This window comes from Saccharibacillus qingshengii (assembly GCF_013185195.1).
Lineage (GTDB): Bacteria > Bacillota > Bacilli > Paenibacillales > Paenibacillaceae > Saccharibacillus > Saccharibacillus qingshengii.
Genome location: NZ_JAAZWC010000010.1, coordinates 19,915 through 35,385, shown reverse-complemented (window position 1 = coordinate 35,385; position 15,471 = coordinate 19,915). Strand labels below are relative to the sequence as shown.

Annotated in this window: 14 protein-coding genes; 12 read left to right on the top strand and 2 right to left on the bottom strand. The window is 58.4% G+C overall.

All coding sequences use genetic code 11. The features are described from left to right. Positions 1–19 precede the first annotated feature (19 nt). From HRQ60_RS10530 to HRQ60_RS10495, 8 genes are all read left to right on the top strand, one after another. Entirely contained in the window at positions 20–355 is a 336-nt protein-coding gene (locus tag HRQ60_RS10530; protein ID WP_172195777.1) for an RNA polymerase sigma factor, read from the top strand. Further along, positions 307–531 carry a helix-turn-helix domain-containing protein gene (locus tag HRQ60_RS10525; RefSeq protein WP_172195776.1) on the top strand — a complete coding sequence of 75 codons (225 nt, stop codon included), beginning with the start codon at positions 307–309 and terminating at the stop codon, positions 529–531. Before HRQ60_RS10530 ends, HRQ60_RS10525 begins: the two co-directional genes overlap by 49 nt. A gap of 109 nt (positions 532–640) precedes the next feature. Continuing rightward, the gene (locus HRQ60_RS10520; RefSeq protein ID WP_172195775.1) at positions 641–1,066 is read left to right on the top strand and encodes a MarR family winged helix-turn-helix transcriptional regulator; all 426 of its coding nucleotides are present in this window, start codon (positions 641–643) and stop codon (positions 1,064–1,066) included. A 92-nt stretch (positions 1,067–1,158) separates the two neighbouring features. After that, positions 1,159–2,268, top strand: a complete 1,110-nt coding sequence (locus HRQ60_RS10515; RefSeq protein ID WP_246281264.1) for a YhgE/Pip domain-containing protein — start codon at positions 1,159–1,161, stop codon at positions 2,266–2,268. A 336-nt stretch (positions 2,269–2,604) separates the two neighbouring features. Further along, positions 2,605–2,982 carry an Asp23/Gls24 family envelope stress response protein gene (locus tag HRQ60_RS10510; RefSeq protein ID WP_172195774.1) on the top strand — a complete coding sequence of 126 codons (378 nt, stop codon included), beginning with the start codon at positions 2,605–2,607 and terminating at the stop codon, positions 2,980–2,982. 22 nt (positions 2,983–3,004) lie between these two features. After that, positions 3,005–3,601, top strand: coding sequence for a GNAT family N-acetyltransferase (locus HRQ60_RS10505; RefSeq protein ID WP_172195773.1), 597 nt, complete (start codon positions 3,005–3,007; stop codon positions 3,599–3,601). A 127-nt stretch (positions 3,602–3,728) separates the two neighbouring features. Continuing rightward, positions 3,729–4,616, top strand: a complete 888-nt coding sequence (locus HRQ60_RS10500) for a radical SAM/SPASM domain-containing protein (protein ID WP_172195772.1) — start codon at positions 3,729–3,731, stop codon at positions 4,614–4,616. Between the two features lie 52 nt (positions 4,617–4,668). Next, positions 4,669–5,145: a GNAT family N-acetyltransferase gene (locus HRQ60_RS10495; protein WP_172195771.1), complete on the top strand. Its 477-nt coding sequence runs from the start codon at positions 4,669–4,671 to the stop codon at positions 5,143–5,145. Positions 5,146–5,228: 83 nt separating this feature from the next. Here HRQ60_RS10495 and HRQ60_RS10490 read toward each other — a convergent pair whose 3' ends face one another. Beyond that, on the bottom strand, positions 5,229–5,597 hold the full coding sequence (locus HRQ60_RS10490; RefSeq protein WP_172195770.1) for a VOC family protein: 369 nt from the start codon (positions 5,595–5,597) through the stop codon (positions 5,229–5,231). A 216-nt stretch (positions 5,598–5,813) separates the two neighbouring features. Between HRQ60_RS10490 and HRQ60_RS10485 the strand changes: the two genes are divergently transcribed. From HRQ60_RS10485 to HRQ60_RS10475, 3 genes are all read left to right on the top strand, one after another. Next, positions 5,814–7,148, top strand: a complete 1,335-nt coding sequence (locus HRQ60_RS10485) for an acyl-CoA dehydrogenase family protein (RefSeq protein WP_172195769.1) — start codon at positions 5,814–5,816, stop codon at positions 7,146–7,148. Between the two features lie 140 nt (positions 7,149–7,288). Further along, positions 7,289–7,711: a hypothetical protein gene (locus HRQ60_RS10480; RefSeq protein WP_172195768.1), complete on the top strand. Its 423-nt coding sequence runs from the start codon at positions 7,289–7,291 to the stop codon at positions 7,709–7,711. 37 nt (positions 7,712–7,748) lie between these two features. Next, a complete protein-coding gene (locus HRQ60_RS10475; RefSeq protein ID WP_172195767.1) occupies positions 7,749–12,842 on the top strand; it encodes a DUF4132 domain-containing protein in 5,094 nt (1,697 codons plus the stop codon). Here HRQ60_RS10475 and HRQ60_RS10470 read toward each other — a convergent pair. Next, complete coding sequence (locus HRQ60_RS10470) at positions 12,805–13,425, bottom strand: hypothetical protein (protein WP_172195766.1); 621 nt, start codon at positions 13,423–13,425, stop codon at positions 12,805–12,807. The two genes, HRQ60_RS10475 and HRQ60_RS10470, sit on opposite strands and share 38 nt — an antisense overlap. A 200-nt stretch (positions 13,426–13,625) precedes the next feature. On the opposite strand from HRQ60_RS10470, the gene HRQ60_RS10465 reads away from it, so the two are divergent. Next, complete coding sequence (locus tag HRQ60_RS10465) at positions 13,626–15,341, top strand: alpha-keto acid decarboxylase family protein (RefSeq protein ID WP_172195765.1); 1,716 nt, start codon at positions 13,626–13,628, stop codon at positions 15,339–15,341. The last annotated feature ends 130 nt before the right edge of the window (positions 15,342–15,471 follow it).

The window sequence follows — 15,471 nt, the reverse complement described above, 5'->3', positions numbered from 1 at the left end:
TGAGAGGAGATGAAGGGCGATGCGGGAGACGATCGGATATTATCGGGAAGAACTTCAGCGAACGGCCTGGCGTGAGGCTTATCATCAACGAAAGCGGCTGTGCCGGGAAAGAAACGCGGTCGAATCGGAAGAATGGGAACGCCTGCCGGCCTACGACCCGCAAGAGACGGAACGGTCCGTCTACGAGTGGATCGATTCGATTCCTTTTGACAAAGGCAGAGAGGTAATGGAATCGTTATTTTTGCAGGGGAAAACGGAAGCGGAAACAGCCGATATGATGCGGATCAGCCAGCAGGGGGTGAACAAATGGAAACACAAATCGCTGGAGCATCTGCGCCGGACGCTGAATTCGTAAGCCTGGTTGAACGTTCGCGTGCGGGAGATCCAGACGCGCTGCTGGAAGTGGTGGCGCTGCTCGAACCGGATATCGCGGAGCTGAGCCGGCGTATGCGGATGGAACGCAGCGATGCGGCGCAGACGCTTCGAACCCGGCTGATCGGATTGGTCATGCAAAAGCCTTTTACATTTTAAATTGACTTTTCCCCGATTCGCCCGATATAATAGCAGATGCAATAGATGCACATGCAATTATCGAGGCGGCCGAACATAAAGCTTGCTCACCCGTCAAAGGAGAATGAAGATGGACAATACTGCCGATACGCTGGGCTTTCTGCTGTCGCGCACCTATCTGGCTTACGCCAAACGAGCAGGCAAGGTGACTTCTTCGGAAGACATGACCCCCGAACAGTACGGCGTGCTGCACCGCTTGACGCTGGCCGACGGCGTGTCGCAGAAAAAGCTGGCCGAGGTTCATTCCCGCGACCAGACTTCGATCAGCAAAGTGCTGGACAAGCTGGAATACAAAAAGATGATCGTGCGCCGAAGCAACCCGTCCGACCGGCGAAGCGTGCTGGTGTATTTGACGGAAAAAGGACGGAAAGTCGAGCAGATGCTGACTCCGCTGATGGAAGCGCAGAACCGGGGAGCGATCGAAGGACTGACAGAAGAAGAGTTGAATTTGTTCATTCGGGTACTGGACCGAATTTTCGGCAATGTATCCGGATGACTTTTTTTATCCAAATAGATGCACATTCAACCATTTAAATTTGAGTCACTGTTTGATACAGGCCCGACTTACAAGAGGAGAGAATTTTTTTAATGAAACAGGCTTTCAAGACCATGATGAGTATCACGACGACCCGGATCGGGGTCGTCTTCGCGCTGTTCGTTCCGCTGCTGTTCGTGCTGCTGTGGATGACCGGTTATCAGGATGCGACCCAGCGGATCGACCGTCTGCAGGTGGCAATCGTCAATGAGGCCGGCGAAGCCGGTGCCGCCATCTCCCAGCAGATCGAGACTTCCGCGCCTTTTGGCACGGAAATCGTCGCCGATCTGGACCAAGCCGTATCCGCGATGGACAGCGGAGACTATTCGATGGTGATCCGTATTCCGGCCGACTTCGCGGCGTCGCTTCAACAAGGTTCGGCCAAGCTCGTCTACACGATCAATCAGGGAACGTCCGAAGTGGCGGCCGCGATGATGGAAGGCGCGGCCTCGCAGCTGACCGAAGGCATGAATACGGCGATTGCCGGAGGAAGCGCGAATATGCCGGTACAGGCCGAAATCGTCAAGACGCATGACCAGAGCAACTTTGCCGTCACGATGCTGCCGATGATCCTCGGATTTATTCCGTATATCGCGATGATGACCATGAATATCCAATTCAACATCACGGCGCAGATCATGAAGCATCGTACAGGAAAATGGGCGATTTTCTGGAGCCGCCAGCTGCTTCTGCTGCTGATTTCCGCCGCCGCCCCGCTTGTGATCGTGAGCGTGGCCCGGCTGTTTGTAGAGCCGGCCGCACCGCTATGGAGCATGTGGCTGATGCTCAGCTGCGTCTTCCTGGCAAGCGCCTGCCTGACCCAGATGAGCTTCGCGCTGCTGGGCAATGTGGCCCCGCTGTTCAATGTGGCGCTTGTGCCGCTTCAGCTCATGACGGCGGGCAATATTATCCCGGCGGCCATGCTGGCGCCGTTCTATCGGCATCTCGGCAGCTTCCTGCCGGCGCCAAACGGCATTCAGGGCTTTATGCGTCTGATCTACAACGGAGGCGGAGCGGGTGTATTCGTCTGGCATCTGCTGCTGATCGCGCTGGTTACCTGGGCGATTACGCTGCTGCGGACCTATCTGCAGCCGGCGAACCTGGTTCCAGCTTCCGCTGCGCAGCAGACAGGCGCTCCGGGCAAACCGTCTGCGGCCCATTGACAGACTATAAAGGTACGGCGGCAAGGATGAAGCCGGCACAGCCGGCACGAGAAGCGGGTACTCTCCAGCAGAGTGCCCGCTTTTTTGTGTATACAGGGGAAACCGGACAGGCAGGCAAAGTTGATTTTGACGGACGGAGCGGTTAATATAGAAAGAAGAATGATAGATAGAACTATCAATAGATAGTTTATATGATCGTATCTGGAATCGTATCTGCAAAAGGAGATTCGACAAATCGGCCGGCTTCGGGGCTGGAAACCGCTGCGCGGTGCAGGGGAATCAGGGCGGTAGGTCGTCGATAACGAAACGGGCCTGCGCCCTGAAGGAGGAAGACATATGAAGATCGAGACGGGTTACGGCAGCATCCGCGTAGCCGAGAAGGTGCTTCAGAAGATTGTAGCCGGCGCGCTGGCGCAGACGGAGGGCATCGTGCTCAAGGAAGAAGAGGCTGCGGGAATTCCGGAGCGGCTTCGTGCAGCCGCCAAAAGCGGCCGGATCGCGCTGCATATCCGCGAAACCACGCTTGATGTGGAGCTTCGCGTCGATATGCGGTTCGGTGTGCGGATCCCCGAAGTCTGCCGGCATCTCAAGCAAAATGTCCGTACCGGGATCGAGACGCTGGCCGGATTTACCGTCGGAACGGTGACGATTATCGTCGAGAGTCTGATCGGAAGGCGGGTCGACCGAGGCGGGGAAACTTTGACTATTCAATAGAAATCAAGGAGAGTGTTCTGTCATGGCGACAATCGTAAAAGCCGATCCGAGTTCACCGGTAGGCGCCAAGCTGCTCATGATGGCGATGGGAGGAACGGCCAATGCCCTGGTCGGCAGCCGCAATGACCAGACGGTGCAGCGCATCATGCGCAAGCTGTGGCGTGCGGACGGTAACCGCTTCAGCCACGAGTACGCTTATGAAGCCAAGCACGCAGATGAAACGATGGGCGTGATCACCTGCTGCCCCGCTTCCCGGTTGGAACAGTTGGCTTGGCCGACTTTTACCCGGCTGTTGGCTTACAGACATCTTCCGCTGCTGGCCTATCATCTGCGTCACCCCCGGCAGCTGCTGGCTTTGATCGGATTGAAGGAAGGGCTCAGCGATGAGTTCCACATCGCGGCTCTGGCGACCATGCCGCAGAGCCGGGGGCTTGGAATCGGATCGAAATTGATCGCTTTTGCCGAAGAAGAAGCTCTCCGCCAGCGTTTTGCGGCCTGCTCGCTCACGGTCAGTCTCGGAAATCCGGACGCCAAACGGCTGTACGAACGGCTCGGTTACCGCGTCACGGACGAACTGCCCGGCATGTCGCTGCAGCGGATGCGCAAAGCGCTGATCTGAGCCCGGAGAAGATCCGGACCCGGTGCCTCCTGCCGATTTGGCGAATGGGTCGTTTCGGGACTTGAGCTTTTGCTCCCCGGAACACATAATAGACACAGAACCTACATCGGGAATGGAGCGTCAACTTTTGAAAACATTCAAGAAAGTCTATATCGAAATCACGAGTGTCTGCAATTTGTCCTGTCATTTCTGTCCGCCGACAGCCCGTCAGGCCAAGTTCATCAAGCCCGAGACCTTCGCGCAGATTCTGGACAAGATCGATCCGCACACGAACCATATCTATCTGCATGTCAAAGGCGAACCGCTGCTGCATCCGAAGATCGATGTGCTGCTCGATTTGGCGCATGAACGCGGCTTCCACGTCAATATCACGACAAACGGCACCTTGATTGCCAAGAACCGCGACAAGCTGCTGGGCAAGCCGGCGCTGCGCCAGATGAACTTTTCGCTGCACAGCTTCGACGGCCACGCCGGTTCGACCGACCGCAACGGCTATCTGGCCGATATCCTCTCGTTCGTGCGCGACGCTTCGGAGCATGAAGTGTCGGGCAAGCTGATCTTCTCGTTCCGCCTGTGGAATCTCACCGAAGACAATATGACCAATGCCGCACGCAGCCGCAACCGCGAGACGCTGGAGCTGATCGAACGCGAATACGACCTGGATTACCGGATCGAAGAACGGTTCGAGCGCGGCAAAGGGCTCAAGGTATCGGGCAACGTCTACCTGAATCAGGATCACGAGTTCCAGTGGCCGAGTCTCAGCGCGCCGGAAGACGACGGCAAAGGGTTCTGTCATGCGCTGCGCAGCCATGCGGCTATTCTGGTCGACGGTACGGTTGTTCCGTGCTGCCTGGACGGAGAAGGCGTAATCAACCTCGGCAACGTTCTCGAGCAGGAGTTTTCCGAGATTGTGGAGAGTAAACGCGCCAACGATATCGTGTACGGATTCTCGCGCCGCGAAGCGGTCGAGGAGCTGTGCCGGAAGTGCGGATACCGGAAGCGGTTCGGGGCTTGACGCAGAAAGAGCTCGACGGTATGAAAGATTCATCAACAGAAGGAGGAGCTGCATGGAACAAGTTACCCTTGAACGGATGAACGAAGACGAATTCCGGTTGTTCAGAGCCCGTTCGGTCGTGGAATTCGCCCGGGACAAAGTGACAACCGGCACCTGGACGGAAGAAGAATCACTGGAGCTGTCCGAGGTCGTTTACCAAAAACACCTGCCGGACGGCGTACAGACGAAAGAGCATTATCTGTACGTGATCCGCTGCGGAGCCGAGCCGACGAATATCGGCAGTGTCTGGCTGCATGTATCGGATGCGCCCGCGGGAACGCGTGCTTTTCTGTACGACATTATCCTCGAAGAATCGTACCGGGGCAGAGGCCTGGGACAGGCGACGATGCAGGTGCTCGACGAGGCGGCGCGTGCGCTGGGAGCTTCGACGATCGGTCTGCATGTATTCGGACACAACCCGACCGCCCTGCATGTCTATCAAAAATCCGGATACGCGATTACCGATTATCAGATGGAAAAGAAGCTGTAAGCCGGAAGACTTGAAGCGTATAGGAACAAAAGCCTGACCCCTGCCTGAAGTAACGGGCAGACGGTCAGGCTTTTTTCATCGGATCAGGCTTTGCTGTGAAGAGTAATCAGATAGCCGTCGGGGTCGACAAAAGTAAAGGTGCGCCCAAACGGTCCATCGATCGGCGCAGAAGCAATCGCTGCGCCCGCGGCCAGAAGCCGATCATGGATGTCCTGCGAATCGGGAGCCTGAAGCCACAATGCGACGCCAAGTCCGGGCTGGATACCTGCGCCGAAGTCGACACCCGGGATCCGGTCGCGAAGAGCAAAGGCGATAGGCTTCGTCTCAAACACTACGACATGAGGCGGTCCTGCCTGCGAGCGAACCATTCCGAGATGGTGTTGATAGAATTCGGCAGAACGTTCGAGATCGCTCACCTGCAATGAAATAAAATCGGGTCCGGTTACTGACATGATAGCCTCCTGGGGATAAAAGTGTGTTTTTTCGATGGGAATATTCCTATCCTACCAACCTGCTGCTGACAGCAGTGTGTCAGTAGCTTTGGGTTCAAAATCATGGGTTTTGTTTTTGCGTTCGCAAATCCGAGTCGTCCGCTTTGCTTTGCGGAACCTTTTTTCTCTATAATAGAAGAAAGATCGGGACTGGATAGCGGAAGGGATGAGCGAATAATGAGGAAAAAAGCGATCGACGCGTTCGTCAGAAACGAACGCGAGGAGAAACTTGCGGCCTGGGCGGATGGCCTGGCGGAACGCTTCGCCGGGCGTGCGGCCAAACACGACCGCGAAGGTTCGTTTCCGTTCGAAAATTTCGAAGAACTCAAAGCGGCCGGGTATGCCAAGCTGACGCTTGCCCAAGAGCAGGGCGGCGACGGAGTATCCTTGTACGAGTGGCTGCTCGTGCAGGAACGCATCGCGCGCGGCGACGGTTCGACCGCGCTCAGCGCCGGCTGGCACGGCGGCATGATGCTGCACTACCGCGAGACGGATATTTGGCCGGAGCCGAGTTATTCCGACTTCTGCCGGGACGTGGTCGGTTCGGGGGCCATGGTCAACAAATTCGCCAGCGAACGGGCCACCGGCAGCCCGACCCGCGGAGGACGGCCGCAGACGACAGCCGTGCGCGTCGAAGGCGGTTGGAAACTGACGGGCCGCAAAACATACAGTACGCTTGGTCCGCTGCTGACGGACTATATCGTCAGCGCGGGAATCGACAATTCGCCGGAAGTCGGCGATTTCATCATCAGACTAGCCGCGTTGAACGGGGCAGGCGTTACCGCCGGCGAATCGGCGGAAGCGTCTGCGCCGTCCGGATCGCCGTTCGCTCCGGGCGGAGCGGCGCTTCCGGGTGAAGCGGAAATTGCGCGGCGGGCCGAAGTTTCGCAGCGGCGGGCGGCCGAACTTCGTACGGCTGCCGGCGTAACACTGGAAGAAACATGGGATACCCTGGGCATGCGCGCGACCGGCAGCCACGATATCATTCTGGACGGAGTGTTCGTACCGGACGCACAGGTCATGGGGATTTATACACCTGGCCAAGCCAAAGGTGCCGTTGACGACGGGGACGGATGGATGCTGCATATTCCGGCCTGCTATCTCGGTATCGCGTACGCGGCGCGGGATTACGCGCTGAACTTCGCCAAGACGTATACGCCGAACAGCCTCAAGGAGCCGATCTCTACCCTGCCGCATATCCGGCAGTGGCTCGGCCAGATCGACAGCGAGCTGCGCCTGGCGCGTACGGCTCTGTACGATATCGCCGATCGCTGGGACCGTCTGCCGGAAGAACGGGCGTCGATGCGTCCGGAATTCGGCTGGGTCAAATACAATGCCACCCATCTGGCCGCGCAGGTCGTCGACAAAGCGATGAAGATTGTCGGCGGGGCAAGCTTGTCGAGAAACCTACCGCTGGAACGGTATTACCGCGATGTGCGGGCCGGTCTGCACAATCCTCCGATGGAAGATGCGGTGCTTCAGACGCTGGCCCGTACGGCCCTGGACGAGTAAAAGAGATCCGCCGCGGATGCGGCGGGTTTTTTTGTGTCCGGAATTCTGATAAAATAAATATTGAACAATAGGGGAACGTTTATTCGCTTTTTTTGCAAAGGAAGCGGCTTTCGGGCTGCAGCTGCGAGGAGGAACCAACTATGAAGCTGAACGCAATGGTCAAAAGTTCCGGCCGCAAACGGGGAATCGCCGGCCGCGAGCTGGATCTTCCCGGTATGCCGCGCACGCTGCGCGAATTGATCGAACAAACGGCGCGGCTGATGGTCGACGAATTCGCAGAGAAGAAGGCAACGGGCAATCTGCTGCCTTATCTCACCGAACAGGAGATCGGCGAAGAGGCAGGCAGCGGCCGGATCGGTTTCGGGGCCGTGTACGGGGAGAAATCGCCGGATGCCGACCAGGCGGTATCGGCTGCAATCCTGGCTTTTGAAGACGGGCTGTACCGCGTCTTTGTACGCCGTGAAGAAGTTACGGGTCTCGATGTGCCGCTCACGCTTGCGGACGGGGACGAAGTTGTGTTTATGCGCTTTACGATGCTGGCCGGCGGCTATTGGAGCCGCTGACCGGATCGAATCCAGCGATCGAGGAGGCGAACGAATCATGAACGAAGAAGAGCGTATGCGGCAGGAGGAACGTTATTTCGAAGGCTTGAAGAGCCGGGCGCAGGAGCTTGGGGAACCCCACGCCGAAATTGCGGTCTGTCTGTACGGAATTTCCGAGAACGGCTATGTCCACGAGAATCAAGAAAGCGTGCAGGAGATGCGCCGGCTGCTTCTGAAGCGGGCCGAAGATCGTCCCGATACCCTGCTCAAGCCGCTGGAAGAAGCCGTATCCGTATGGATCGGAGACGAAGCCGGGCAGCGGATACGCCGGATGACGGAGCAGGCTGCCGACTATCCGTATGCGGTCGGCTATATGCGTCGTCCATTCCGGACGTCGGATCTATCCGCCCATTTGACGCGAATCTTGTCGCAGATCGTGGGACAGATGTGGCTGCAGGCTTCGGACTTCTCGCTGCACGGCTACCTGACGCAGCGGGATTATTCGAGCGAGCGGACACGGGCTTTTTACCGGATCAGCCATACGCTTCCCGATCTGATCGCGCAGAAGCTCGACGCCAACGAGGCCGGGGTCGAGTCCGCGCTGCGCGATATCGTGCTCGGCGAGAACCAGACGGCTCTGCTCAGCCGCGAGATGATTGCCGGCATGCTGATGAGCCATCGTTCGGATCTGCACAAGATGGTCGGAGATCTGCTCGTGGCGGCGCGCCTGCAGGAAGGGCTGCGGCAGTCGATCGTGGAGAGTATGGATTTCGGTACACCGGAAGCGTTCCTCTATCTGCTGAGGCTCATTCTCGACAACGGATTCGTCCGTTATGCTTCGATTGTCCGCGCCGCCGCGGTCTGGACCGGGGTGCCTTTCGATGCGGACGATCAGCGGGTGGTTACCAAGATGCTGGAACGGCTCTATACGGCGCTGGTCGACGCGCGGACGAGAGCCGATTGGCTGGACTCGAGCAATGCGCAGGAAGTTTATGTGTCTCTGTTCGCCCAGGCGCTGGTCGAAGAAGCGGAACTTCCGGGGCAGGTACGCCGCATGATGGCGGGGAGCGAACATTACCGCAAGGTTGCGGCCCAGTACGTTCTGTCCATGAGCCAGCATGCCGAGTTCAAATATGCTTCGGCGGTCGACGTGCTCTGCAGCGGGGAACTGGATCCCGAACTGCTGCACGGGATGCTGACGAATTATACATACGATTATCAGGTTCAATGGGCGGTCGAGGAGACGGACGAAGAAGAAAAGCCTTGGCTGGACAGCGGGCCGCGCAAACTTGAAGTCCAGCCGATGCCGGGGATCGAAGACAAGGCGGAACGCCGCAGACAATTCGAAGCTTTTGCCGCCCTGCTGCAAAACGGCCCGGCCAAGCCGGTGAGCGGGACGTCGGGGGCGCTTGCTTTTCTGTCTTACGCCTACGATCCGTCCCAGGTGCTGCGCAAAATGATGGCACTCACCGCCTACGATATGGACACGGAGTGGACGGAGCGCTTGATCGGGCTGGCGGGTTCGATGAGCGCCGACAACCGGCACGATCTGCTGAAGTTTTTCCTGATGGAGCCGGAATCCGAGGTGCAAAGAGGATTTATTTTCGATACGCTGACAGACAAAAACATGCGCAATCGCGAAACGGCGCTCAAACGGGCGAGAACGCTGAAGCTCAACGACAGCGAGCTTCAGCGTGTCGAGTCCGTGCTGAAACTCAAGACGGGTTCGCTGCGTCAGAGTGCGATCGCCCTGCTGCTGGATCAACCCCAAGAAGCGCTCCAAGGTACGCTTGAGCGTCTGCTGGACGCCAAGACGGAACTTCAGCGGCTGGCCGGCCTGGAGCTGCTGACGGAACTGTCCTCGGACGCGGAGCGCGCGGAAGATTACGAAGCGCTGCTTCCTCTTGCCGCCAAGGTGGCTCATCCGACGCCGAAGGAAGAACAGCTGCTGCAGAAGCTGGAATCGCCTGCGGAGCGCAGCTTGTATACCGCGGAGAAAGGATTCGGTCTGTACGATGCGCATACGACCGAGCCGTGGCTGCTGGAATCCTCGGGTCCGCAGGCCGACTTCGACCGGCTCTTCTCGCTGGACGCGGAACGGGGAGAAGCGTTTATCCGCGGTCTGGATGAGCGGATTCATGAGCTGCGCGATACGGAATACGAAGTGGAATATTACGCGGGAGCCAAGGAAAAGCTGCTGCTCGGCGCCGAATTCCGTCCGCTGTCCTACAACCGCGCCGGTGCCCACCATGCGGCTCTGGAGCAGGACTACAAGCGCGAGTCCGTACTGGATAACTATCCGCTGGCCGAAGAATGGCGGACCTACCTCGAAGAAAGCGGCCTGGGACCGGAAGAACGGCTTGCCTTGTACATGATAGCGGAAACGAAGTCGTTTGCCGGCATGCTGAGCGACCATTACAGCGAATTCGCCGCCCATTACGATTATCAGAAAATGCAGCGGCTGCCTTTCCTGTCGGATTGGCGGGAAGACTATGTAAGCGGCCTTTATCCGCTCGAGACCTTAAGGACGTTCTGGAAAATTCTCGACGAATGCCGTTATCCCGCCGCGGTCAGCCTGCTGATCGGCGCTTTTCTCGAGGACAGCGAGCCGGAAGTTTCCTACGAAGCGGCGGCTTCGGCCATGGAAAGGCTGTTCGCCGAGTTTCCCGAGGATGCGCCGGGCAAAGACCGTCCCGCCTGGCTGGTGATGGCCAATGACTGGATGGCTCTCGTGCGCAGAAGAGTCTACGACGACGCTTCGTTCAAACGCAGCATCTCCCTGAGTTTCCGGTTCGACCAGACGCGCCGATCGTTCGACGAGCAGAGAGGTTCGTCTCTCGATATCCGCACACTGTTCAAAGCCCACACGATAGGTCTGATCGGCGACAACGAAATCTATAAGCAGCTGCTCGGCAGCGAAGCCAACTATTTGCTTCGCAATATGACATCCAGTCCGCCGGAAGAGCTTAAGCGAAGCGAACCGCTGCAGAAGATTCTGCGCAGCGTGGTCGACCGGCTGCTGGAGATCGAACTGGCGCGGGGAGACCTTGCGACCGAAGCGACTCCGCTCACCTTTTCCCTGCTGCGGATCGAAGGCATGGAAGCATTCATCCGCATTCTGGTCAGCCTCGGCGGCGAGACGTTTGTCCGCGGCTATATTTACGGTTACGGCGACAGCCTGACGAAGAAGGAATCGCTCAGCGATCTGCTCAAGAACTGCCATCCGGCCAAAAGCGACGATGCGGCCAAGCTGGCGGAGAGTCTTGTGGGTACGGGGATTTCGGAGCAGCGTCTGCTCGAAGCCGCCATGTACGCTCCGCAGTGGATCGAGATCGTGGCGGAATATCTGGACTGGCCGGGACTGCGCAGCGCCGCCTGGTATTTCCATGCGCACATCAACGAAAGCTTCTCGGCGGAAAAAGAAACGATCGTCGCGCATTATTCGCCGATCACGCCGCAGGAATTCAACGATGGAGCGTTCGATGTCCAGTGGTTCGAAGAAGCGTACGAGGCGATCGGGGCCGATCGCTTCAAGCAGCTGTACGATTGTGCCAAATACATCTCGGGCGGCTCCAACCACCGCCGTTCGCAGCTGTTCGCGGATGCGGTACTGGGCAGGCTTAAGCTTGACGAGATTCGTGCGCAGGTAGCCTCCAAGCGAGGCAAAGACCAACTGCTGGCGTACAGTCTGATCCCGCTTGCCAAGAATCGGGAGAAAGATCTGCGCGAGCGTTACGATTATATCCAGAAGTTCCTGCTGGAAAGCCGCCAGTTCGGTGCCCAGCGCCGTGCCAGCGAAAGCGCGGCGGGCCGGATCGCGTTCGGCAACCTGGCCAGAAGCGCCGGTTATGCCGACGCCACGCGGCTGCAGTGGGATATGGAAGCAGGCAAAATGGACGAGCTGCGCGTCCATATGCAGCCGACCGAAATCGGCGATGTGCGGGTGAAGCTGACGATCAACGATCGCGGACTGCCGGAGATTGAAGCGGAGAAGAACGGCAAACCGCTCAAATCGATCCCTTCGCGTCTGAACAAGGACGGGCATGTGCTGCGGCTGAAAGAAATCAAGACCGACCTGACCGAACAGCATCGGCGCTTCGTACGCGAGCTGGAGCGCTCCATGGAAACGGAGGCGGTGTTCCGCGTATCCGAACTGCTCAAGCTGCACGGCAATCCCGTCGTCTCGCCGCTGCTGGATACGCTGGTCTTCCGTTTGGCGGAGAAGCCGGCGGAACAGCCGAAACTTGGCTATTTCCGGGCCGAAGAATCGGCGCTGGCCGATATCGAGAGCGGCGCGGGACTGCCGCTGCAGGCCGAAGCGGAGCTGGTTGTGGCCCACCCCGTCGATCTGTATGCGAGCGGACAATGGTCTTTGTTCCAGCGGGATTTGATCGGACGGGGTCTGCAGCCGGAACAGGCGCAGGCGCAGCGCCAGCCGTTCAAGCAGATCTTCCGCGAGCTGTACCTGCCGAATGCGGACGAGAAAGCCGCGGTCTTGTCTTCTTCCCGGTATGCGGGACATCAGGTACAGCCGAGCCGCACGGTCGCGCTGCTGCGCGGACGGGGCTGGACGGTCAGCTACGAAGAAGGACTGCAGAAGGTCGACTACGGACGCAATGTGATCGCGACGCTGTACGCGATGGCGGACTGGTTCTCTCCGGCGGATACGGAAGCGCCGACGCTCGAGCAGATTCAATTCAGCGACCGCCGTACGCATAAGCCGCTTCCGCTTGCCGATCTTCCGCCGGTGCTGTTCTCCGAAATTATGCGCGACGCGGATCTTGTCGTGAGCATGGCGCATGTCGGCGGCGTCGATCCGGAAGCCAGCCTGACGACAATCGAGCTGCGCACGGCGATCGTGCGCGAGTCGCTGGACCTGCTCGGCACAGCCAACGTCCGCTTGGACGGCAGTTATGCCCGGATCGACGGAACGCTCGGCGAATATGCCGTGCATCTGGGCAGCGGGATCGCCTATAAGCAGGCGGCAGGCGCCCTGAATATCATTCCGGTGCATGGCGGCCAGCGCGGCCGTTTCTTCCTGCCTTTCCTCGACGAAGATCCGCGCACCGCGGAGATCCTGTCGAAGATCGTGCTGCTGGCCGAAGATACGAAGATCAAAGACCCGCAGATTCTGGAGCAGATCCGGGGCTGAGTCCAAGGTCCAATCCCAGCAGCCGGTCGATCCAGGCCTGCAGGCGCTGCTGCCGGAGCGGCTCAATCTCGTCGATCGGCATCAGAAGATGGCGTTCTTCGGGCGGCAGCAGCGGGATAAGCCTTAGGGCGATCTTGTCGCCGTCGCCTTCGGTTTGGCCCGCGTAATGGACATACAGTGCTTCGCCGCCGAGCGTATGCGTGATCAGGAAAGAAAATTCCAGTTCGCCCCGTACCGCTTCGGCATGTCCGCGGACATTCGGATTTCCGAACACATGCGTGCCTTTGAGTTGGCGGAACTTGTACAGAAATCCGTCCAGCTGGGCTTGGGTCAGATGATAATCCTCGGCAAAATAGCGTTCGAACGGTCGGCCGGGAGAAGTATCGAAGGTTTCGAGATTCAAGACCAGCTCCGCGCCTTTGCGCAGAACCGGATGGGTGTAATCGGTCTGCAGCGTTTCAGAGACATAAGGTTTCAACAAGGTACGGACCAAATAGTCCATATTGCTGTGGTCCAGGTCGGCACCGAAGGTGATGAGCAGCCTCCGGCTGCCCGTGTTTGGGGACTCGGGGATATCGTTCACTCCTTTTTGTACATGATTTTTCGCAGTCGGGGATTCGGGGATGTGAACGCCCGGAAGCCGCCTTTCGTTACGGCCCGAACTGCCGATTTTTAAATTTTCTGACCCGTCGGGTCTTTTGCGGGGTAATCATAGTTAGAGGTTGACCCGCCGGACCTTACCGGACGGGTGCAGCCGCGCGATCACGGAAGGAGTGTGCTTTTATGGCAAAATCGATTATGGGAAAAGTCCGTTCGAACACGCAGGGGGAAGGTCGGGCAACGCTCGGCACCTATCTGTTCGATTGTCTGAAAAAAGAAGGCGTGACGGAAGTGTTCGGCGTGCCGGGCGATTATAACTTCACGCTGTTCGATACGCTGGAGAGCCGGGAAGGCATCAAGGCGGTACCGACCCGCAACGAGCTGAACGGAGGTTACGCGGCCGATGCTTACGCACGAATCAAAGGATTGGCGGCGTTGATTACGACGTTCGGCGTTGGCGAACTGAGCGCCGTCAATGCGCTTGCCGGCGCCTACAGCGAGAATGTGCCGGTGATCCATATCGTCGGATCGCCGAAATCCGAGAAGCAGAAGCAGCATAAACTCATGCACCATACGCTGATGGACGGCGATTACGATGCGTTCCGGCGCGTGTACGAGCCGATCTCCGCGTATACGGCCGTACTGACGCCGGCCAACGCGATGGCGGAGATTCCGAAAGCGATCTTTATTGCCAAAGAGACCAAGAAACCCGTCTATTTGTCGGTAGCGCTGGATCTGGTCGATCAGCCGATCGCGACCAAGGCGGCGAAGGTCGAACCGTTCAAGACCAGCGAGTCTTCGCTGAAATCGGCGTCGAAGCACGCGCGCAAACTGCTCAAGTCCGCCAAGCAGGTCGTTCTGCTCAGCGATGCCAAGGTCAAAAGCTGGAAATGGGAACCATTGGTCCGCGAGCTGTCGGAACGGATGCAGATCCCGGCCGCTTCGACGATCATGGGCAAAGCGGGCTTTGACGAGAGTCATCCGAATTACGTCGGGATGTACGGAGGGAAGCTTGCCAGCGAGAAAGTGCGGGAGCTCGTGGAACAGGCCGACTGTCTGATCGCCGCGGGCCATGTGCCGTCCGACATCAATCTGGGCGGCGAGACCGCCCAATTGAATCCGAAGAAGATGATCGTCGTCCAGCCGGAATCCGTCACCATCGGCGGGCAGATCTATACGGATATTCGGGGCGAAGACATGCTGCGCGAACTGTCCGGCATGGGCCTGACGGCGGAACAGCCGATCCCGGCCGCCGAACATCCGTACAACAGCGGCACGCAGCTCGACGGCAGCAACCCGCTCGTCTCCAAAGAGTATTATCCGCTGATTCAGCGGCTGCTGCAACCGGGCGATATCGTCATCGCGGAGACCGGATCGTTTGCCTACGGCCTGTCGCAGACACAGCTGCCGCAGGGCGCGACCTATATCGGCCAGGCGGGCTGGCAGAGTATCGGGTATGCGACTCCGGCGGCATTGGGCGCTTCTATGGCCGCCCCGAAACGCCGGGTGCTGCTCTTTACCGGCGACGGTTCGCTGCAGCTGACCGTACAGGAGATCAGTTCGATGATGGAATACGGCTGCAAGCCGATCATCTTCGTACTGAACAATGGCGGATACACGATCGAGAAAGTGCTGAACTTCCGCGTTCCGGTCGAGCGCCAGTCGTACAACGAGATCCCGGGCTGGAATTATACGAAGCTTGTCGAAGCTTTTGGCGGAGACGCTTATACGCAGCGCGTCGCCACGATCGGGGAACTGGCCCGTGCTTTCCGCGAAGCGGATATCCAGCGTCAGAACAAGCTGTGCTTGATCGAGATGATCGCGTCCGACGAGATGGACGCTCCGGAATCTCTGCGTTTGTTGGGCGAGGAAATGGAGAAGCAGGAGCAGGGCAAGTAAAAGCGGGATCTTCCGCACTGCGCGGGTCAAGCCGCATACGGCGATGCCGGGTATCCCTCTGGGAGGGACATCCGGCATCGCTTTTCTTTTTTCGGACAAGAAATGAACGCACATCCTGTAACTTTAGGGC